This is a genomic window from Mycolicibacterium chengduense, from assembly GCF_033741155.1.
In the GTDB taxonomy this organism is placed as follows: domain Bacteria; phylum Actinomycetota; class Actinomycetes; order Mycobacteriales; family Mycobacteriaceae; genus Mycobacterium.
This window is the reverse complement of the sequence record NZ_JAWQNH010000002.1, coordinates 772,416-791,520: the sequence shown is the minus strand read 5'-3', so window position 1 is coordinate 791,520 and position 19,105 is coordinate 772,416. Positions and strand designations below refer to the sequence as shown.

Sequence of the window (19,105 nt, the reverse complement as noted above, 5' to 3'; positions counted from 1 at the left end):
TGTGCGTCCGAACGTGACGAATAGCACTGCGCGGCAAACCAACTGACGGTAGCCAGTAGGCTGTCGGCGGAGTTGATCTTGCTCGTGCTCGAATCATCTCGGACCTTGGGAGGGGAGACCGTTGCGCCGCTTTGCCATGCTTGCGACCTCGGTGGCGGTGGTGGCCGGACTGGTCAGCACGCGCCCGGTTCAGGTGATGACCGTCAGCCGGGACGCGCCGGTCAGCCACATCGCCGTGATCGGCGATTCCTACACCACCGGAACCAATATCGGTGGGTTGGGCAACAAGGGGTGGCCGACCCAAGCCTGGCGAGACCTGGCTCGGCAGGGAAAGCCGGTGGCTGCGGATGTGGCCTCCGAGGGCCGGGCCGGATACGCGGTACGCGGTGACCACGGCAGCCTGTTCGTCGACCTCACCGCCCGAGCTGTCCGTCCCGACGACGTCCTGGTGGTGTTCTTCGGTTCCCGCAACGACGAGCCGGCCGATCCGCTGGCGCTGAGCGGAATGGCCTGGAGTGCTTTCGATTCCGCCCGACGTACGGCGCCGGCGGCCAAGCTGCTGGTGATCGGTCCGCCCTGGCCGACCGCTGACGTACCCGACAAGGTGCTGCAGATCCGCGACGCCCTGGCCAATGTTGCCCGCGCGTTCGGCGCGGTGTTCATCGACCCGATCGCCGAACGCTGGTTCGTCGGGCGTCCGGACCTGATCGGCTCCGACGGTGTGCACCCCACCGACGCCGGACACACCTACCTGGCGGATCGGATTGCGTCGCTGGTGGGCGATCAGCTGCCCGCAGCGCCCTGAACTCGCGTCGCCCGGCGCCTGGCCTTGTCCTTGATGTCCTCGGGTAGTGCGTCGGCGGCCAGCACCGACGGCAGCAGGGCGCCCTCCAAGGTGAGGGCCCGGAACACCACACCGACGGTGATGCCATGGTCGGGTCGGTGGATCACCTCGATCGCGTCACCCGCGCGTACCGCACCTGGGGTGATCACCCGCAGATAGGCGCCTGGGATGGCAGACGTCGTGAACGTCTTGACCCACCCGTTGATCTCCAACCACAGCGCGAAGGTCCGGCACGGAATCCGCGGGCGGGATACCTCCAGTTCCAGACCGCCCGTGCCCACCCGCCACCGTTCGCCCACGACGGCGTTGGTGACGTCGACCCCCGCGGTGGTGAAATTCTCCCCGAACACCCCGTTGGCGATATCGCGGTTCAACTCCGACTCCCAGGCGTCGAGATCCTCTCTCGCGTAGGCGTACACCGCCTGGTCGTCACCACCGTGAAAGGCTCGATCGCCGATCAGGTCGCCCACCAAACCGCTGCCCAGCCCGCCCTGCATCGGTCCGGGGGAGCGCACCTCGACGGCTCCGGCGACGGGGCGCTTGTCGATCCCGGTCTGCAGACGGCCGTCATCGGGGCTGGTGCGCGGTTCGGCGATATTCACCGTCAGCACGTGCGACATGACCACCAGCCTAGAGGTTCGGAAAGAATCGGGTGGGTTTGACGCCGCCCGCATCGGAACCGACTTGTCGGCCGTGTGACCTGTCGTGGTGAGGGCTCGGTTCTGTTGGCGGAGTGAGCCTTTCGTCCGCCTACCGGTTATCGGGTCGCGCGGTGAACCGTCGAGCCGTTCAGAACACCCGCTGCGCCACGAAGTCGGCCGCTTCGGCGGGCGCCTCGGTGCGGGCGTAGTTGCCGTGCACCAGGCTGATCCCGCCACCACCGGCACAGATCAGATCGCCGGGCAGGCAGATGTTGATGGTCTTGTCCGCGACCAGTGGGCCGATCACCACCGGCGGCGCGCCGAGCGTGCTGACCACACCGTCCGACGGTGTACCGAACAATGCCACCGCGGCGATATGTCCGGCCGTCTGCGCCGACATCGGCCCGTTGATGCCCTCGGGCACGATATAACCGGGCGGGATGGCGGGGCCGGTGACATACCCGATCACGGCCGCGCCCTGGGAACTGCCGCCGAGCACCAACTTCGTGTTCGGGCAGTTCGCCACCATCGCGTTGACGTGGTTCATCGCGTCGATGACACCGTCGGAGGCCGTCGGGAAGTCGTTGCTGGCGGGGTAGTTCACCGGGTAGTCGGTCACCGTGCGGGACCCGGCGCGGGCCCGAACCTCGTTCACGAAGGCCTGCCCGACGGAGCCCAACCCGGGTGGCTCCGTCGTCCCGCGGGCAAAGGTCACGTCCACGTCGGGGCAGGGGTCAGCCGCCGCGCTCGGGGCGCCGGGGAAGACGGCCAGTGCCGGGCCCAGTATCAAGCCCAGCGCGCCCATCAGCGCCCCACTCGCCGACCGGCCCCGTCGGGTTCGGGCCGCTCCACCGTTGCTCGTGTTCATCCGGTTGCTCCCAAATTCTCGCCCAGGGGCCATGGTAGTGGGGTGGCCAGGCACGGCTCGCCGCCTACCCTGACCTCATGTTCATCACCCCCCGCTACGGCGACGGTGCCCTGGCCGACCTGTTGCCGTCGGTGCTCGGCGCGCTCGGCGTGCCGGGCGAGCACGACCGGATCGGTCTCGGGTTGGGCGACGTCCGCCGGGTCGCGGTGCTGCTCGTCGACGGAATGGGCGCCGAATTGGTGGCGGCGCGGCGGGCGGCCGCCCCGTTTCTGGACAGTGTCGCGGGCCGGACGCTGACCGCGGGATTCCCCAGCACCACGGCGGCCAGCCTGGCGTCGCTGGGCACCGGTGTTCCGGCCGGGGAGCACGGACTTGTCGGTTATCTGCTCGCCGTGCCGGGCCACGAGCGGATGATGAACCCTCTCAAATGGCGGCTGATGGGTGCGGGTCCGCGCGTCGACCTGCTCAAAGAGCTTGTCCCCGAACAGTTTCAACCGTTGCCGACGACTTTCGAGCGCGCGGCGGCCGCTGGCGTCACCGTCACGCAGGTGGCGCCGATGTATCAGGCCGACTCGGGGCTGACGCGGGCAGCGTTGCGGGGCGCCGAGTTTCGGCCGAACTTCTCGGCGGGTGACCTGGTCGACGGTGTCCTGACGGCGTTGCGGGGCAGTGCACGTGTCCTGGTCTACGCCTACCACGGTGACCTGGACATGACCGGGCACGTGCGCGGACCGGCCTCGGAGGCCTGGGCGCAGGAATTGGCCCATATCGACCTGACGATCCGCGCCATCGCCGAGCGGCTACCCGCCGATTCCGCCCTGCTGGTCACCGCCGACCACGGTATGGTGCACGTCGAATCGCCAGTGGACTTCGACCGGGAACCACCGCTGCGCAACGGTGTTCGCGGCCTCGGCGGCGAGCCGCGAGCGCGGCACGTCTATGCCGAGCCGGGGGCCGGACCCGACGTGGCCGCCGCCTGGCGCGAGCTTCTCGGCGCCGATTTCACGGTGCTCACCCGCCAGGAAGTGATCACGGCCGGTTGGTTCGGTCCGGCGGTCGGCGCACACGTGGCGCCCCGCATCGGCGACGTCGTGGCAGTGGCCCGCGGCAACCGTGCGGTGATCCGATCCGGGGTCGAACCGCTGCAGTCGAACCTCGTCGGCCACCACGGCTCGCTGACCGCGGCGGAGATGCTGGTCCCGCTGTACGTGATTCGATAACGCCCGTGCAGACGCTCATCGACCTCGACAACGCGCGGCCCTTCGCCCTCCCGGTCCTCGACCCGGGGCGGGGTGTGACGATGGTCGAGGGTCTGCTCATCGAGGGGCCCCAAGGCTGGGGGGAGTTCAGCCCACCACCGGACGCCGGCGCCGTCGAACTCGGTCGTTGGCTGACCGCGGCCACCGAGCCGGGCACCATCGGCTGGCCCGATGCCGTCCGGGGTCGAGTGCCGGTGGCCGTCAGCGTGCCGGCCGTCGGCGCGGCCCGGGCGCGCGCGATCGTGCGGGCAGCCGGCTGCCGGACCGCCGACATCGAGGTGGCGGACCCCGCCCGCGGGCTTGCCGGGGATATGGCGAGGGTGGCCGCGGTACGCGCCGAACTGGGCACGTCGGGGCTCATCCGCTGTGACGCCCGGGGTCGGTGGGAGCCCGCCGAAGCGGTGGCCGCGATCGCGGTGCTGGACGAGGCGGCCGGCGGCCTCGAATTCGTGGCCCAGCCGTGCCGCGACCTGAACCAGGTGGCCTGGGTTCGGGCCAGGGTGGCGGTCCGGATCGCCGCCGCCGCCGAGGACGCCGATGATCCGCGCGCTGTGCGAGATGCCGCCGATATCGCCGTGCTGCGCTGCGGCCGTCTCGGCGGCGCGCGCCGGGCCCTGCGGGTTGCCGAGCTTGCCGATGTGCCGTGCGTCGTCGTCTCCGACGCCTGGACGGGGATCGGCGTGGCAACCGGAGTTGCCCTGGCCGGTGCCCTACCCGAGTTCGGTTATGCCGCCGCCCTGGGCACCCGGTTGCTGCTGGGCGGGGATGTGGTGGCCGATCGACGGTCGCTGGTGCCGGTGGACGGCACCCTGCCGGTGGCGCCCATGCCGCCGGGTCCGGATCCTGACTTGCTGGGGCGGTTCACGCTGACCGACGCCGCCCGAATCGAACGCCTGCGTCACCAGTTGCGCGCGGCAACTGCACAATAGTGGCCATGACGCGACCGCCGTCGGGGGCCGCCCCGCACATGTTGCTGGCACAGGCGCTGGCCCCGGCAGATCGGGCGGACCCATATCCGGTGTACCGGCAACTGCGTGAGTACGGTCCGCTGCACCTGCCGGAAGTCAATCTCATGGTGCTGTCCTCGTACGCCCATTGCGATGCCGTGCTGCGGCATCCGCACGCGGCCAGCGACCGGAGAGGTACCGGGGGTTAGGCCGGCTGCTGGACCGGGGTGGCCCGCAGCGTCATCGCGAGGGCGCCCGAAACGACGGCCAGGCCGATGACGGTCCCGGCCACGGCGGGCCAGCCGGCCGCGTCGAAAGCCACGCCGCCGAACCAGCCGACGACGCTGGACCCCGCGTAGTAGCAGAGGTTGTAGAGCGACGACGCCTGCGCCTTACTGTCGGCCGCCGCGACGCCCACCCAGCCCGAGGCAATCGAATGCGCGCCGAAGAATCCGGCGGTGGCCAGTATCAGTCCGGCCAGCACGGCGAAAACGTTGTCGCTGAGGGTTATTGCGGTGCCGACGATCATCGTCGCGGTCGACGCCAGCAGCACGCGGCGGCGCCCGAACCGCCCGGCTTCGGCGCCGGCACGCGCCGAAGCCCAGGTGCCGGCCAGATAGGCCAGGAAGGCCAGGCTGACCACGGTCTGCGGAAGGTGAAACGGTGCTGCCGTCAGCCGGAAGCCGAGGAAGTTGTACATCGCGACGAACCCGCCCATCAGCAGGAAGCCCTGGGCGAACAACACCAGCTGCCGGGGTGAGCGCACGTTCGTCAGCAGCTTGCGGCCCAGATCGCTGCCACGGGACGGGGCGAAGCCGCGGGCGCGTGGCGCCAACTTGACGAAAGCCGTTGCGGCCAGGGCGCACAGCACCGCCACCGTGAGGACACCGACCCGCCAGTCGGTGTATTGGGCGATCGGTCCGGTGATCAGTCGTCCGCTCAACCCGCCGATCGTGGTGCCGGCCACATAGGTGCCCGCGGCGCGGGCCGCATGGCCGGCCGCGATCTCTTCGGTCAGGTACGCGATGGCCACGGCCGGCACACCGCCGAGCATCAGCCCCTCGATCAGCCGGCCGCCCAACAGCAGGGCCGCGGTCGGGGCGAACGGCACCAGCAACCCGAGAATCGTTGCCGCCGTGACCGATATGGTCATCGCCTGCACCCGGCCGATCCGGTCGGCGAGCACCGACCACGGGATCACACCGAGGGCTAGGCCCACCGTGGCTGCCGAGACGGTCAGTGCGGCGTGGGCGGCGCCGGTGCCGAGGTCGGCGGCGATCAATGGCAGCACGGCTTGTGGTGAGTACAGCTGGGCGAAGGTCGCGACGCCCGCGCAGAACAGGGCGACGAGCAGGCGGCGATAGTCCGCCGATCCACGTGGATGCCCCTGCCAGCCGGTCGAGGTCAGGGATGCGGTCACTCAGCCGACGGTAGGACGGCGGTTTCTATGTGTCCAATGCATAGGTTTCGGCAAGGTCATGACGATTATGAATGATGAACTCGATGACCCGCGCCGCCGCGGGCGGCAGCTCACGGGCGTCGTTCCACGCCAGCCCGATCTGCCGCTTGGCGGCGGCCGCGGTGAGCGGAATGTACGCCGCGCCCGGCTCGGCGCGCTGCGGTCGAGGCACCGGGACGACGGCCACCCCGAACCCGGCGGCCACCAACCCCTCCATCGTCGGGATCTCCATGGCCTCGAAGACGATGGGCGGATCGATCCCGGCTTCGGCGCACAGTTCGTCGGTGAGCTGGCGCAATCCGAAGCCCGGGGCCAGCCCGACGAACGGCTCGTCGCCGGCATCGGACAGCCGGATGCGGGTCCGTCGCGCGAACGGGTGGGCGCGCGGCACCGCCAGGCACAGCCGCTCCACGTAGAGCCCGCGCCAGGCCAGCCCCGGTGGGCGCGGTGCGGTGATCGCCAGGTCGGACGCGCCGTCGGCCAGCCGTTCGGCGATATCGTGCGCCGCACCCTGGAACAGTTCGAAGCGCACCCGGGGTGCGGTGATCCGAAACAGCTGTAACAGGTCCGGCACGAATCCACTGGCTTGCGAATGCAGGAACGCCAGCCGCACCAGGCCGGTCTCCGGATCACGCAGCGCGGCGATATGCTCGGTGGCCGAACGTATTTCGGCGATGGCGCGGCGAGCATGCTCGAGCAGAATGCGACCGTAGGCGTTGAGCTGCAGCCGGCGGTTGACCCGGTCGAACAGCGGCGCACCCACCTGGGTCTCCAGCCGGGCCAGCGCACGGGACAACGTCGGCTGGCTGATGCCGAGCTCGGCTGCCGCGTCGGTGACATGTTCGGTCTCGGCCAGCACCACGAACCAGTGCAGGTCGTCAACGTCCATACCGGTGACTCTTCCGGTCCGGGCACCGCAAACAGGCATTTTGGTTCGGCGTGTCGGGACCGGCCCGCTGTGACAAGCTGACGCGCATGCAGGACTCGGCCCAGAAGGTGCGCGTGGTGGTCGGTGACGACCATCCGATGTTTCGCGACGGCGTGGTGCGCGCGCTGGTGGCCAGCGGCTCGATCGACGTGGTGGCCGAGGCCGAGGACGGGGCGGCGGCACTGGAGGCGATTCGCACCCACCACCCGGCCGTGGCGCTGCTCGACTACCGGATGCCGAACATGGACGGTTCGGAGGTGGCCGCCGCGGTGACCCGCGACGGGTTGCCCACCCGGGTGCTGCTGATCTCGGCACACGATGAATCGGCCATCGTCTACAAGGCCTTACAGGACGGCGCGGCCGGGTTCTTGTCCAAGGAGTCCACCCGCGGCGAGTTGGTCAGTGCGGTGCTCGACTGTGCCCGCGGCCGTGATGTCATCGCGCCCGCGCTGGCCGCATCGTTGGCCGGTGAGATCCGCCGCCGCAACGAGCCCGATGTGCCGGCCCTGTCCGCCCGCGAGCGGGAGGTGCTCGCGATGATCGCGCGCGGGTTGAGCATTCCGGCGATGGCCAAGGAGCTGTACCTGGCCCCGTCGACGGTGAAGACACATGTGCAGCGGCTCTACGAAAAGCTGGGCGTGGGCGACCGGGCCGCCGCGGTGGCCGAAGCGATGCGCCGCAAGCTGCTGGACTGACATGGCGGGCGTCGTCGCCTTCTTCTCGGCCGAACCGGTGCGGGTCTCCGCGGCGCTGCGGCTGCCGCTGATCGCGTTGATCGCGGTGCTGGTGTGGATCTGGGAGGTCGACCACTGGCTGCCGGGCCTCTACGCGGTGGTACTGGGCGGCTACGCCGTCGCGGCCGTGGTGTGGTTGATCGTGGCGTTGCGCGGACCGCTGCCGCGGTGGGCGGACTGGGCCTCCACCGGTGTGGACGTACTCGTCATCGTGGTGCTGTGTGTGGTGTCCGGTGGTGCGACGGCGGCGCTGCTGCCGGTGTTCTTCCTGCTGCCGATCTCGGTGGCGTTCCAGGACCGCCCGTGGATGACCGGGATCATCGGAACCCTCACGGCCGCTGCGTATCTGTCGGTCTGGATCGTCTACTCCAAGCGCGACGACCGCATCGGGCTACCGAACATGGTGTACACCCACTTCGGGTTCCTGCTGTGGTTGGCGGTGGCCACCACCGCGTTATGCCTTGTGCTGTCCCGCCGTTCGGCGCGGGTCAAGACCCTGTTGGAGGTCCGTCGCCAACTGGTGTCGGAGGCGATGCAGGCCGACGAACAGCACAACCGCGAGGTCGCCGAGACCCTGCACGACGGGCCGCTGCAGACGCTGCTGGCCGCCCGGATGGAACTCGACGAGGTGCGGGAGCGGATGCCCGATCCCGCGCTGGATGCGGTGCACGCCGCCCTGCAGGACACCGCCAAACAGTTGCGTTCCACCGTTACCGAACTGCATCCGCAGGTGCTGGCGCAGCTGGGTCTGACGGCCGGTGTGCAGGAGTTGGTGCGCCAGTTCGAGTCTCGTTACCAGTGCGAGGTGCACACCGAGCTGCAAGAGGTGGGCAAGCCGGAGTCCGAGGCGCTGATGTACCGGGCCGCGCGTGAGTTGTTGGTCAATATCGGCAAGCACGCGCACGCCACGACGGCGTCGGTTGGCCTGGTGCGGGTGGGTGACCGGGTGGTGCTCACGGTGTCCGACGACGGTGTCGGGTTCGACCCGTCCCTGGTGGCCGAACGGCTGGCCGCCGGTCATATCGGGCTGGGCTCGCTGTTGGTCCGGGTGGACGCGATGGGTGGGGCCATGGACGTCGGCTCGGCGCCCGGCCGGGGGACCACGGTCACGGTGACCTCCCCGCCGGAATCCGCCGAGCAGTTGGGTCAGAGCCCCCGGGCGATCACCAGCCGCTGAATCTGGTTGGTGCCCTCGAAGATCTGGGTGATCTTGGCTTCGCGCATATAGCGCTCCACCCGGAAGTCGCGGGTGTAGCCGACGCCGCCGAACACCTGCACGGCGTCGGTGGTCACCTTCATCGCGGCATCGGTCGCGAGCAGCTTGGCCACGCTGGCTTGTGCGGAGTAGGGCAATCCGAGATCGCGGCGCCGTGCCGCGTCCAGGTAGGTGGCCCGCGCCCCGGCCACCGCGGCAGCCATATCGGCCAGCAGAAAACCCAAGCCCTGGTGGTCGATGATCTTGCGGCCGAACGTCGTTCGCTCCTTGGCGTAGCGCACCGCCTCGTCCAGTGCGGCCTGGGCGATGCCGACGGCCACCGCGGCGATGCCGAGCCGGCCCGAGTCGAGTGCGGAGAACGCGATCGGCAGACCCTGACCCTCGACGCCGATCAGCCGGTCGGCGTCGAGGCGGACGTTGTCGTAGAACGCCGAGGTGGTCGGGACGGCATGCAGGCCCATCTTCTCCTCCGGCTTGCCGAAGGACAGACCCTCGGCATCGCCGGGGATCAAAAAGCAGGAGACGCCTTTGGATCCCTCGCCGGTGCGGGCGAACAGGGTGTAGAAATCGGCCTTGCCGCCGTGGGTGATCCACGCCTTGGAGCCGTTGATGACATAACCGTCACCTTCTCGCGCCGCGGCGCAGCGCAGCGCGGCGGCGTCGGAGCCCGCCTGGGGTTCGGACAGGCTGTAGGCGCCGATCTGCTCGCCGGACAGCATGCCCGGCAGCCAGCGGTTCTTCTGTTCGTCGGTGCCGAAGGACAGCAGCGCGTGCGAGGACAGGCTGTGCACACTGACGGCGACGCCGATGGCCGCCCACCGCGCGGCGATCTCCTCGAGCACCTGCAGGTACACCTCGTAGGGCTGGCCGCCGCCGCCCCATTGCTCGGGCTGGGGAAGGCTGAGCAGTCCGGCCGCGCCCAATTGCGCGAATACGCCCTCGGGGTAGGTTTCGGCCTTCTCGTGGGCATCGACGATCGGGTCGAGCACCTTGTCGGCGATATCGCGGGTCAGTGCGATGAGCTCGTGGGCTTCGTCGGTGGGGAGCAGGCGGTCTACGGGCATATCAAAACAGTACTAAATGATCGTCTCCAGTACTATTAGGGGATGTTCGAGCAGCTAGACCCCCGTTTCGCGACGCGTCGGCAAACCGCGCTGTTCGACGATCTGTTGGGCCTGTTCCTGGCCGAGGGCTTCGGTCACCTCACGCTCGATCAGATCGCGGCGCGGCTGCGGTGCTCCAAGTCGACGCTCTACTCGCTGGCCGCGAGCAAGGACGAACTGGTCCGCCGGGTCACCGTGCACTTCTTCAAACGGGCCACCGTGGCCGTCGAGGCCCGGCTGCACCACGCGGACACCGACCGCGTCGCGGCCTATCTCACCGCGGTCGGCGCCGAGTTGTCCGTCGCCTCCGAGGCGTTCATGACCGACCTCAACGGATTCGCCCCCGCGCGTGAGGTGTACCAGGCCAACACCGAGGCCGCGGCCCGGCGGGTACGCGAACTGATCGAGGAAGGGGTGCACGACGGGACGTACCGCGCCGTGCACGCGTCGTTTGCGGCCGACCTGATCGCCACCATGATGGTCCGCATCCAACAGCGCGGCGTCCGCGCGGCGACCGGCCTGAGCGATGCCGCCGCCTACGGCGAACTGGCGGCACTGCTCACCTACGGTCTGACCAAAGATGGCCGCCACCCGAAGGGGTGACGGCCATCTTCGCGAAAAGCGTTACAACGCGGCAAGAATGTCGTTGACCCGGTCGCGCGCATCGCCGAAGAGCATCTGCGTGTTCTCCCGGAAGAACAGCGGATTCTGCACGCCGGCATACCCGGATGCCATCGACCGTTTGAACACGATGACGTTCTCGGCGTTCCACACCGTCAGCACCGGCATGCCGGCGATGGGTGAACCGGGATCCTCCGACGCCGCCGGGTTGACGGTGTCGTTGGCGCCGATGACGAGTACCACCGATGTCTCGGGGAAGTCGTCGTTGATCTCGTCCATCTCCAGCACGATGTCGTAGGGCACCTTGGCCTCGGCCAGCAACACGTTCATGTGGCCGGGCAGCCGGCCGGCGACGGGGTGGATACCGAACCGGACGTTGATCCCGCGCTCACGCAGCTTGCGGGTCAGATCGGCGACGCCGTACTGCGCCTGGGCCACGGCCATGCCGTACCCGGGCGTGATGATCACCGAGCTGGCGGATGTCAGCAGCTCGGCCGCGCCCTCGGCGGTGATCTCCCGGTGCTCGCCGTAGTCCTTGTCGTCGGCCGGGCCCGCCTCGATCCCGAAACCGCCGGCGATCACGGAGATGAACGACCGGTTCATCGCCTTACACATGATGTAGGACAGGTAGGCACCCGAGGAGCCGACCAGCGCGCCGGTGATGATCAGCAGATCGTTGGACAGCAGAAAGCCCGACGCCGCGGCGGCCCAACCGGAGTAGCTGTTGAGCATCGACACCACCACCGGCATATCGCCGCCGCCGATGGAGGCCACCAGATGCCAGCCCAGCAGCAGCGCCAGCACGGTGACGACGACGAGCAGCCACAGTGCCGGCGCGATGACGAACCACACCGTCAGTGCGAAGAACAGCACCAGCGCGCCGACGTTGAGGAAGTTCTTGCCGGGCAACATCAGTGGGGCGGACTTGATCCGCGCCGACAGCTTGAGATTGGCGACGATCGACCCGGTGAAGGTGACCGCACCGATGAACACACCGACGAACACCTCGGCCGAGTGGATGCCGAGCATGCCCTCGCCGGCCAGGTGCGCGGCCTCGGCGCCGGCGGCGTTCGCCTCGACGTGCAGGTAACCGTTCCAGCCGACCAGCACCGCGGCCAGACCGACGAAGCTGTGCAGCAGCGCGATCAGCTCCGGCATCCCGGTCATCTCGACCACCCGGGCCCGCCACAGACCGATCGCCGCGCCGATCGCCATCGCACCGACCAGCAGTCCGAGCCCGAGTGGCTCGATGCGCCGGTCCAGCGCGAGGGCGATGGTCGCGATCAGTGCGACGGCCATCCCGGCCATGCCGAAAGTGTTTCCGGCCTTTGATGTTTCGTGCTTGGACAGTCCGGCCAGTGCCAGGATGAACAGCAGGGCGGCGACGACGTACGCCGCCGTGGCGGCGGTTTCAACGGAGAACACGGATTTAGCTCCTCGAGAACATTCCGAGCATGCGACGCGTCACCGCGAAGCCACCGAACACATTGATGCTGGCGAGCAGGATCGCCACCGCGGCCAACACGGTGATGGGCAGGTTGCCGTGGCCGATCTGCAGCAGCGCGCCGACGACGATGATGCCGGAGATGGCGTTGGTCACCGACATCAGCGGGGTGTGCAGCGCGTGGTGCACGTGGCCGATCACGTAATAGCCGATCACGATCGCCAGCGCGAAGACCGTCAGGTGCACCTGCAGCGCCACCGGCGAGATCGCGATCAACACGAACAGCGCCGCGGCCGCGGCAAAGGTCAGACCCAGCCGGCGGCCGGTCGACATCGGCTCCTTGGCCTTCGCCGCCTCGACCGGGGCGGCCGACGCGGCGGCAGCGGGGGCGGCCGAGACCTGCACCGGTGGTGGGGGCCAGGTGGTTTCCCCGTCGCGCACGACGGTCACCGAGCGCTGCACGACGTCGTCGAAGTCGAGCACCAGCTGCCCGTCCTTCTCCGGCGTCAGCAGCTTGAGCAGGTTGACCAGGTTGGTCCCGTACAGCTGGGAGGCCTGGGCGGGCAGCCGGCCGGCGAGGTCGGTGTAGCCGATGATCGTCACGCCGTTGGCGGTGACGACGGCCTGGTCTTTCACGGTGCCCTCGACATTGCCGCCGTTGGCCGCCGCCATGTCGACGATCACGCTGCCGGGTTTCATCGAAGCCACCATCTCGGCGGTGATGATCCGCGGTGCGGGACGGCCGGGGATCAGCGCGGTGGTGATGATGATGTCGACGTCCTTGCACTGCTCGGCGTACAGCGCCTCCTCACGCGCCTTGTAGTCGTCGTCCATCTCCTTGGCGTAGCCGGTGGCCGACACCTCGGCTTTCTCGTTCGCCACGGACAGGTACTCCCCGCCGAGCGAAGCGACCTGATCGGCGACCTCCGGCCGCGGGTCGGTGGCCCGCACGATGGCGCCCAGGCTGCCCGCGGCGCCGATCGCGGCCAGGCCGGCCACCCCGGCGCCCACCACCAACACCTTGGCCGGCGGCACCTTGCCCGCGGCGGTCACCTGACCGGTGAAGAACCGGCCGAAGGCGTGTGCCGCTTCGACCACGGCGCGGTAGCCGGCGATATTGGCCATCGAGGACAGCACGTCCAGCGACTGTGCCCGCGAGATGCGCGGCACCGCGTCCATGGCCAGCACGGTGATGGGCCGCGCGGACAGCTTCTCGACCAACTCGGGATTCAGCGCCGGCGAGAGGAGACTGACCAGCGTCGCGCCGTCGCGCAGCGCGGCGATCTCTGCGTCGGTCGGTGCGTTCACCTTCAGCACCACATCGGCCTGCCAGGGGTCGCCGATATCGGCGCCGGCGTCGGTGTACGCCGCGTCGGAGAAGCTGGAGGCTGCACCGGCGCCGGGCTCTACCACTACCGAATAGCCCAGCTTGATGATCTGCCCGACGGTTTGCGGTGTGGCGGCGACGCGCGTCTCACCCGGTTGAGACTCGCGCGGTATCGCGATGATCATCGGAAGAGTCTCGCATCCGTATGCCGGGTCGGCGTCGGCCACCCCTGAAACGGTGAACGAATGTTCACAACCAGTCGCGGCGTTTGAACATCACGTAGAGCACCACGACGAGCACCACGATCAACGTCGAGCTGGCGATGAAGCCGACGACGGTGTTGATGCCGGGGTAGTTGACGTTCTGCCCGTAGAAGCCGGTGATGGCCGTCGGCACCGCGATGATGGCCGCCCAGCTGGTGAGTTTCTTCATCACCGTGTTGAGCCGGGCGTCCTGCAGGGACAGGTTGGTCTCGAAGACGGTGGTGACCATGTCCCGCAGCGATTCGGTCCATTCCGAGGCACGCAGCACGTGGTCGTACAGGTCGGCGTACAAGGGATCCAGCTCGGGCGCCGTCTTGGAGTCCAACCGGCGGTGCTGGATGGTGCTGACGACCTCGCGCATCGGCAGCACCACCCGGCGCAGCTGAACCAGGTCCTTGCGCATGCGGAAGGTTCGTCGCTGCAGCCCGTGTCGCGGCCCGCGTTCGTCGAACAATTCGTCCTCGAGCGACTCGATCGCGTCATCGAGGCTCTGCACCGCCTCGAAATGACCGTCGACCACCACGTCCAGCAGGCCGTGCACCAGGGCGCCGACGCCGTGCTCCTGTCCGCCGAGTTCGTCGAACCGCTGCGACACCTGCGCCATGTCGAGATCATCGGCGCCGTCGGCACCGATGGGCGGCAGCCGTACGGTGATCAGACCGCGCGGCAGCACGAACGCCGAGATCCGGTGTTTGACCAGGGTGGCGGTGGTGTCGTCATCGGGATCGACGGTGTCCACCGCGTACACCGTGAAGAAGGTGTGGGTGTGGTACACCGACGCCTTGGTGCGTTCCATCGGTGCGATGGCGTCCTCCACGGCCCACACGTTGAGCCTGAGTTCCTGGGCAAGCCGACGCAGGGACTCGTGATCGGGGTTGTAGATGTCGGCCCACACCAGGGTGTCCTCGGCGGCCAGGCAGTCCGAGATGGCTGAGAACGTGAACCCGTCGACGGGGGTGCCGTCGCGCCAGATCCGGCCGTGCACCTCGGTCACGGCGGTCCCACCAGATTCCCGCGCCGGATGTTCTCGCGGCAGGTCGCGCGGTCCTGATGGGTCTCGGTGACACACACCTGGACCTGCTGCTCGATCCCCGGCGGGTAGACCTGGTCGGTGGCGGCGGGCGGAGCGGCCGGGACCGGAACCGTGCCCGAGTACAGCGACCACATGATGTCCCCGGTGCTCGGCAGCCGGGCGCAATAGGCCTTCTCCCCGGAGCTGCTCTGACCGGCCGCGCCGAGGGTGGCGCAGTCCGCGCCGATGAGGACGACCGGCACATTGGGTGCGGCGGTGTGGTGGGTGTCGGGTTCGCGCTCGCCGACCAAGTAGGCGGCCAGCGCCACGCCGGCCGCGGCCAGCACGGCCACCGCCGCCAGGACCAGTCGCCCGCGGCGGCTCCGGGGCGGCTTCTCGGGGGTGCGGAACACGTGGGCCGGCATCGTGAGATCGGCGGGTGCGCCGATGCTCGCCCGCAGGGCCGCCGCGAACTCCGCGCAGCTGTCGAAGCGGTCGGCCGGTGCCTTGGCCAGCGCCCGTGACAGCACCGGATCCAGCCCGGCGAGGTCTGGTCGGCGGCCGGCGATCGCCGGCGGAGGGGCGGTGATGTGCTGGCTGATCACCGCGGCCGGGTTGTCGTGCAGGTAGGGCGGCGAACCGGTCAACAGCTCGAAAGCTGTTGCCGCCAAGGAGTATTGGTCGGCTCGGCCGTCGACGTCGCCACCCATCAGCTGCTCCGGCGCGGCGTAGGCCACGGTGCCGACGGTCATGCTGGTCGCGGTCAGTCGGCTGGCCTCGCCCATCCGGCGAGCAATGCCGAAATCGGCCAGCAGCACTCGCGGCCACTCGGCGCCGATATCGGTGAGCAAGATGTTGGCGGGCTTGATATCGCGATGCAGCAGCTTGCGCTGGTGCGCGTAGTCCAGGGCGTCGGCCACCGCGCCGACGATGTGCAGCGCCTCGCCGGCGGATAGGGCACCGTGCTCGCGCAGCAGCTGGCCGGCGTCGGTGCCCTCGACGTACTCCATCGAGATCCACAGCTGGCCCTCGTACTCACCGCGGTCGTACACCCGCACGATGCTGGGGTGCATGAGGTCGGCGGCGAAGTCGGCTTCCCGGTCGAAGCGGGCCTGGTACTCGGTGTCGGCGCTGACATCCTTGCGCAGCACCTTGATGGCGTCCTGGCGCGGCAGCCGCGGGTGCTGGGCCAGATAGACCTCGCCCATGCCGCCGGAGCCCAGGAGGCGCACGACGGTGTAACCGGCAAACCGCTCACCGGGCGCAATCGACAAAGGTCGCCTCCTACCGTCGCTCACCTCATTGTTGCCGAATTGTCCCAGGACAAAACCCAGACCCGCGCAACGACGGGCGGATCCGGGAGTCTGTGAACGCCGCCGGGTTTGATGCGCCCGCTTAAAGCTCGCTGTGAGCGCAGCTATTCACCTCGCGTTCACGTCGCCATATAAAAGGGCGGCGTGACCTCGACACCACCGCACTGCTGTCGTACGAGCGCGTCGTCCATTCGGTTCGGTGCACAGAGAGCCAGGTAGAACGTGTCGGTCTTCGTCGATATCACCTCGGGTATCACCCCGGACGAGGAGGTCGGTGCCGCGCCGCCTCCCGTCGCCGGCTCCGGCCGGTGGCGGGCCGTGCTGACCCGCGCTGGGCTGCCGCTGCTGTCGGTGCTCGTCTTCTTCGTGGTGTGGCAGCTGGTGGCCGCCGCCGGAATCTGGAACCAGACCTTCGTGCCCTACCCCGCCACGGTGTGGCGCGCCTTCGTCGACATCTCGACCACCCACGACGGCACCCGCGGCTATGCGGGCTACCTGTTGTGGGAGCACCTGTACATGACATTGCGCCGGGTGTTCGCCGGCGTCGCCATCGGTGTGGTGCTGGGCGTGCTGCTGGGCCTGCTGATGGGTTCGGTCGGCTGGTTGCGCAGCGTGCTGGAGCCGTGGCTGACCTTCCTGCGCGCACTGCCGCCGCTGGCCTATTTCTTCCTGTTGGTCATCTGGCTGGGTATCGACGAGGCACCGAAGATCACCCTGCTGGCACTGGCCGCCCTGCCCCCGGCGGCGGTGGCCACCACGGCGGCGGTGGTGGCCGCGCCCGTCGGCCTGCAGGAGGCGGCCCGCGCGCTGGGCGCCACGCGTGCCCAGGTGATCCGGGATGTCGTGGTGCCCTCGGCGCTGCCGGAGACGTTCACCGGAATCCGGCTGGCGGTCGGGATGGCCTACTCCTCGGTGGTGGCCGCCGAACTGTTCAACGGTATCCCCGGTATCGGCGGATTGGTCAAGGACGCAAGCAATTACAACAACACACCGGTCGTGCTGGTCGGGATCTTTGCCATCGGCATCTCCGGTCTGGTGATCGACGGTGTACTGCGGGCTGCCGAGCGGCGGGCCGTTCCGTGGAGAGGGAAGATATGAGAATCAAGGCGTTACTCGCCGCTGCCGCGGTCTCGATGCTGGCACTGGCCGGCTGCGCGGTGGACCATTCCGGGCAGGACGCGCAGAAGCCCACCATTCGCATCGGCTACCAGTCCTTTCCGAGCGGTGACCTGATCGTCAAGAACAGCAAGTGGCTGGAACAGGCACTGCCGGACTACAACATCAAATGGACCAAGTTCGACTCCGGGGCCGACGTGAACACCGCATTCATCGCCAAGGAACTCGACTTCGGTGCGCTCGGTTCCAGCCCGGTGGCCCGTGGCTTGTCCGCGCCGCTGAACATCCCGTACCAGGTGGCCTTCGTGCTGGACGTCGCCGGTGACAACGAGGCCCTGGTCGCCCGCAACGGCACCGGTATCACCACGATCGCCGACCTCAAAGGCAAGCGGGTGGCCACCCCGTTCGCCTCCACCGCGCACTACAGCCTGCTGGCCGCGCTGGCGCAGAATGGGTTGAGCCCGGCCGATGTTCAGCTCATCGACCTGCAGCCGCAGGCGATCCTGGCGGCGTGGGATCGCGGTGACATCGCGGCGGCCTACACCTGGCTGCCCACCCTGGACCAACTGCGCAAGACCGGGAAAGACCTGATCACCAGCCGCCAGCTGGCCACCGACGGCAAGCCCACTCTCGATCTCGGCGTGGTCTCGAGCGAATTCGCCTCGGCGCACCCGGATGTGGTGGATGTGTGGCGGCAGCAGGAGGCCAGGGCGCTGCGACTGATCCACGATGACCCCACCGCGGCCGCCAAGGCGATCGCCGGGGAGATCGGGCTGACTCCGGAAGACGTTGCGGGACAGCTCAAGCAGGGGGTCTACCTGACCCCGGAGCAGGTGTCGTCCGCGCAGTGGCTGGGCGCCGACGGCAAGCCGGGCAATATTGCGACCAACCTGGAGAGCGCGTCGCAGTTCCTGGCCGCCCAGTTGCAGATCCCGGCCGCGGCACCGCTGAAGACGTTCCAGGATGCCGTTTACACCAAGGGATTACCCGATGTCCTCACCAAACAGTGAGCCGGCCGGCCGGCTGCTGATCAGCAACGTCGCGCATCGGTACGGCAAGGGTTCCGGCGCAGTGACCGCGCTGGGCCCGGTCGACCTGGACGTCGAGCCGGGCGCCTTCCTGGTGCTGGTGGGCGCGTCCGGGTGCGGCAAGAGCACGCTGTTGCGGTTGATCGCCGGCTTCGAGTCTCCCAGCGAGGGCGCCGTGCAGGTGTCCGGGACGGCGCCCACCCCCGGCGTCACCTCGGGTGTGGTGTTCCAACAGCCGCGGTTGTTCCCGTGGCGCACCGTCGCCGGGAATATCGACCTGGCGCTCAAGTACGCCAAGGTGCCGCGCGAGCGCCGGGCCGAGCGGCGCGCGCAGCTGCTCGAGCGGGTCGGGCTGGAGGGTACCGGCGACCGCAAGATCTGGGAGATCAGCGGTGGTCAGCAGCAGCGGGTCGCGATCGCGCGCGCACTGGCCGCCGAGGCCCCGCTGTTCCTGCTCGACGAACCTTTCGCGGCGCTGGACGCGCTGACCCGGGAGCGGCTGCAGGAGGACGTTCGGCAGGTCAGCGCGGAGTCGGGTCGCACCACGGTGTTCGTCACGCACAGCGCCGACGAGGCGGCGTTCCTGGGCTCGCGGATCGTGGTGCTGACCCGTCGTCCCGGCAAGGTGGCGCTGGACCTGTCATCGGAGTTGCCCCGCTCCGGCGTCGACGCGGGCGAGTTGCGGCGGTCCCCGGAGTTCCTGCGGCTCAAGGACGAGGTGGGCGAGGCCGTCAAGGCAGCCGCGGCCTAGCGATTTGTGGAGCCGTAGCCGTACCCATTACGGGTGCGGCTCCACAAATCGCAGCAAAAAGGCACCCGCCGCGGCGGGTGCCTTTTGTGGTGATCGGCCTAGACCGGTGGGTACGCCGGCGGCGGGTACACGCCGCGCAGACCCCAGGCCAGCCAGCTGAAGAAGAACTCACCCTCGTCGCTGATGTCGTAATCCGGATTCGGATCCATTAGGTGCCTCCCCAGCCTGGCC

20 protein-coding genes are annotated in these 19,105 nt (G+C 68.9%); 10 read left to right on the top strand and 10 right to left on the bottom strand.

All coding sequences use genetic code 11. The features are described 5' to 3' along the window. Positions 1 to 121 precede the first annotated feature (121 nt). Positions 122 to 805, top strand: coding sequence for an Rv0518 family GDSL lipase (locus SBI67_RS09280; protein WP_413232433.1), 684 nt, complete (start codon positions 122 to 124; stop codon positions 803 to 805). On the opposite strand, the gene SBI67_RS09275 is transcribed toward SBI67_RS09280, so the two are convergent. Both SBI67_RS09275 and SBI67_RS09270 read right to left on the bottom strand, forming a co-directional pair. Next, entirely contained in the window at positions 784 to 1,464 is a 681-nt protein-coding gene (locus SBI67_RS09275; protein ID WP_318980253.1) for an MOSC domain-containing protein, read from the bottom strand. The two genes, SBI67_RS09280 and SBI67_RS09275, sit on opposite strands and share 22 nt — an antisense overlap. A 169-nt stretch (positions 1,465 to 1,633) precedes the next feature. Beyond that, positions 1,634 to 2,290: a cutinase family protein gene (locus tag SBI67_RS09270; protein WP_318980496.1), complete on the bottom strand. Its 657-nt coding sequence runs from the start codon at positions 2,288 to 2,290 to the stop codon at positions 1,634 to 1,636. Between the two features lie 140 nt (positions 2,291 to 2,430). Between SBI67_RS09270 and SBI67_RS09265 the strand changes: the two genes are divergently transcribed. The 3 genes from SBI67_RS09265 to SBI67_RS09255 are packed head-to-tail and all read left to right on the top strand — an operon-like array spanning position 2,431 to position 4,768. Next, the gene (locus SBI67_RS09265) at positions 2,431 to 3,573 is read left to right on the top strand and encodes an alkaline phosphatase family protein (RefSeq protein WP_318980252.1); all 1,143 of its coding nucleotides are present in this window, start codon (positions 2,431 to 2,433) and stop codon (positions 3,571 to 3,573) included. 5 nt (positions 3,574 to 3,578) lie between these two features. After that, positions 3,579 to 4,541 carry an enolase C-terminal domain-like protein gene (locus SBI67_RS09260; RefSeq protein ID WP_318980251.1) on the top strand — a complete coding sequence of 321 codons (963 nt, stop codon included), beginning with the start codon at positions 3,579 to 3,581 and terminating at the stop codon, positions 4,539 to 4,541. A 5-nt stretch (positions 4,542 to 4,546) separates the two neighbouring features. Beyond that, a complete protein-coding gene (locus SBI67_RS09255; RefSeq protein WP_413232432.1) occupies positions 4,547 to 4,768 on the top strand; it encodes a hypothetical protein in 222 nt (73 codons plus the stop codon). Here SBI67_RS09255 and SBI67_RS09250 read toward each other — a convergent pair. Beyond that, positions 4,765 to 5,967: an MFS transporter gene (locus SBI67_RS09250; protein ID WP_413232453.1), complete on the bottom strand. Its 1,203-nt coding sequence runs from the start codon at positions 5,965 to 5,967 to the stop codon at positions 4,765 to 4,767. The genes SBI67_RS09255 and SBI67_RS09250 overlap by 4 nt on opposite strands. 37 nt (positions 5,968 to 6,004) lie before the next feature. Further along, complete coding sequence (locus SBI67_RS09245) at positions 6,005 to 6,907, bottom strand: LysR family transcriptional regulator (protein WP_318980249.1); 903 nt, start codon at positions 6,905 to 6,907, stop codon at positions 6,005 to 6,007. 86 nt (positions 6,908 to 6,993) lie between these two features. Here SBI67_RS09245 and SBI67_RS09240 point away from each other — a divergent pair, with 86 nt between their 5' ends. Further along, complete coding sequence (locus SBI67_RS09240; protein WP_318980248.1) at positions 6,994 to 7,641, top strand: response regulator; 648 nt, start codon at positions 6,994 to 6,996, stop codon at positions 7,639 to 7,641. 1 nt (position 7,642) lies between these two features. Beyond that, the gene (locus SBI67_RS09235) at positions 7,643 to 8,857 is read left to right on the top strand and encodes an ATP-binding protein (protein WP_318980247.1); all 1,215 of its coding nucleotides are present in this window, start codon (positions 7,643 to 7,645) and stop codon (positions 8,855 to 8,857) included. Here the strand turns inward: SBI67_RS09235 and SBI67_RS09230 are convergent. Next, on the bottom strand, positions 8,827 to 9,960 hold the full coding sequence (locus tag SBI67_RS09230; protein WP_318980246.1) for an acyl-CoA dehydrogenase family protein: 1,134 nt from the start codon (positions 9,958 to 9,960) through the stop codon (positions 8,827 to 8,829). The two genes, SBI67_RS09235 and SBI67_RS09230, sit on opposite strands and share 31 nt — an antisense overlap. Positions 9,961 to 10,002: 42 nt before the next feature. Here SBI67_RS09230 and SBI67_RS09225 point away from each other — a divergent pair, with 42 nt between their 5' ends. Further along, on the top strand, positions 10,003 to 10,602 hold the full coding sequence (locus SBI67_RS09225) for a TetR/AcrR family transcriptional regulator (RefSeq protein ID WP_318980245.1): 600 nt from the start codon (positions 10,003 to 10,005) through the stop codon (positions 10,600 to 10,602). Between the two features lie 21 nt (positions 10,603 to 10,623). Here the strand turns inward: SBI67_RS09225 and pntB are convergent, their stop codons facing one another. The 4 genes from pntB to SBI67_RS09205 all read right to left on the bottom strand — a co-directional run bounded on the left by pntB (position 10,624) and on the right by SBI67_RS09205 (position 15,940). Next, a complete protein-coding gene (gene pntB, locus SBI67_RS09220) occupies positions 10,624 to 12,045 on the bottom strand; it encodes a Re/Si-specific NAD(P)(+) transhydrogenase subunit beta (protein ID WP_318980244.1) in 1,422 nt (473 codons plus the stop codon). 4 nt (positions 12,046 to 12,049) lie between these two features. After that, positions 12,050 to 13,576, bottom strand: a complete 1,527-nt coding sequence (locus tag SBI67_RS09215) for a Re/Si-specific NAD(P)(+) transhydrogenase subunit alpha (protein WP_318980243.1) — start codon at positions 13,574 to 13,576, stop codon at positions 12,050 to 12,052. A 64-nt stretch (positions 13,577 to 13,640) separates the two neighbouring features. Continuing rightward, positions 13,641 to 14,648, bottom strand: coding sequence for a magnesium transporter CorA family protein (locus SBI67_RS09210; RefSeq protein ID WP_318980242.1), 1,008 nt, complete (start codon positions 14,646 to 14,648; stop codon positions 13,641 to 13,643). Next, positions 14,645 to 15,940: a serine/threonine-protein kinase gene (locus tag SBI67_RS09205; RefSeq protein ID WP_318980241.1), complete on the bottom strand. Its 1,296-nt coding sequence runs from the start codon at positions 15,938 to 15,940 to the stop codon at positions 14,645 to 14,647. The genes SBI67_RS09210 and SBI67_RS09205 overlap by 4 nt, the downstream gene beginning before the upstream one ends. Before the next feature lie 261 nt (positions 15,941 to 16,201). Between SBI67_RS09205 and SBI67_RS09200 the strand changes: the two genes are divergently transcribed. From SBI67_RS09200 to SBI67_RS09190, 3 genes are read left to right on the top strand one after another with little or no spacing between them, the layout of a single operon-like run. After that, the gene (locus SBI67_RS09200; RefSeq protein ID WP_413232431.1) at positions 16,202 to 17,077 is read left to right on the top strand and encodes an ABC transporter permease; all 876 of its coding nucleotides are present in this window, start codon (positions 16,202 to 16,204) and stop codon (positions 17,075 to 17,077) included. Then, the gene (locus SBI67_RS09195) at positions 17,074 to 18,105 is read left to right on the top strand and encodes a taurine ABC transporter substrate-binding protein (protein ID WP_318980240.1); all 1,032 of its coding nucleotides are present in this window, start codon (positions 17,074 to 17,076) and stop codon (positions 18,103 to 18,105) included. The genes SBI67_RS09200 and SBI67_RS09195 overlap by 4 nt, the downstream gene beginning before the upstream one ends. Then, on the top strand, positions 18,086 to 18,874 hold the full coding sequence (locus SBI67_RS09190) for an ABC transporter ATP-binding protein (RefSeq protein ID WP_318980239.1): 789 nt from the start codon (positions 18,086 to 18,088) through the stop codon (positions 18,872 to 18,874). Before SBI67_RS09195 ends, SBI67_RS09190 begins: the two co-directional genes overlap by 20 nt. Before the next feature lie 98 nt (positions 18,875 to 18,972). Here the strand turns inward: SBI67_RS09190 and SBI67_RS09185 are convergent, their stop codons facing one another. Beyond that, positions 18,973 to 19,083: a hypothetical protein gene (locus tag SBI67_RS09185; protein ID WP_019514171.1), complete on the bottom strand. Its 111-nt coding sequence runs from the start codon at positions 19,081 to 19,083 to the stop codon at positions 18,973 to 18,975. Positions 19,084 to 19,105 lie beyond the last annotated feature (22 nt).

Excerpts from the sequence above, each read along its gene's own strand:
- SBI67_RS09215 (WP_318980243.1), bottom strand. The coding sequence starts at position 13,576 with ATGATCATCGCGATACCGCGCGAGTCTCAACCGGGTGAGACGCGCGTC.
- SBI67_RS09240 (WP_318980248.1), top strand. The coding sequence starts at position 6,994 with ATGCAGGACTCGGCCCAGAAGGTGCGCGTGGTGGTCGGTGACGACCAT.
- SBI67_RS09230 (WP_318980246.1), bottom strand. The coding sequence starts at position 9,960 with ATGCCCGTAGACCGCCTGCTCCCCACCGACGAAGCCCACGAGCTCATC.
- SBI67_RS09255 (WP_413232432.1), top strand. The coding sequence starts at position 4,547 with ATGACGCGACCGCCGTCGGGGGCCGCCCCGCACATGTTGCTGGCACAG.
- SBI67_RS09190 (WP_318980239.1), top strand. The coding sequence starts at position 18,086 with ATGTCCTCACCAAACAGTGAGCCGGCCGGCCGGCTGCTGATCAGCAAC.
- SBI67_RS09225 (WP_318980245.1), top strand. The coding sequence starts at position 10,003 with ATGTTCGAGCAGCTAGACCCCCGTTTCGCGACGCGTCGGCAAACCGCG.
- SBI67_RS09245 (WP_318980249.1), bottom strand. The coding sequence starts at position 6,907 with ATGGACGTTGACGACCTGCACTGGTTCGTGGTGCTGGCCGAGACCGAA.
- SBI67_RS09235 (WP_318980247.1), top strand. The coding sequence starts at position 7,643 with ATGGCGGGCGTCGTCGCCTTCTTCTCGGCCGAACCGGTGCGGGTCTCC.
- SBI67_RS09275 (WP_318980253.1), bottom strand. The coding sequence starts at position 1,464 with ATGTCGCACGTGCTGACGGTGAATATCGCCGAACCGCGCACCAGCCCC.
- SBI67_RS09270 (WP_318980496.1), bottom strand. The coding sequence starts at position 2,290 with ATGGGCGCGCTGGGCTTGATACTGGGCCCGGCACTGGCCGTCTTCCCC.
- SBI67_RS09265 (WP_318980252.1), top strand. The coding sequence starts at position 2,431 with ATGTTCATCACCCCCCGCTACGGCGACGGTGCCCTGGCCGACCTGTTG.
- SBI67_RS09195 (WP_318980240.1), top strand. The coding sequence starts at position 17,074 with ATGAGAATCAAGGCGTTACTCGCCGCTGCCGCGGTCTCGATGCTGGCA.
- SBI67_RS09185 (WP_019514171.1), bottom strand. The coding sequence starts at position 19,083 with ATGGATCCGAATCCGGATTACGACATCAGCGACGAGGGTGAGTTCTTC.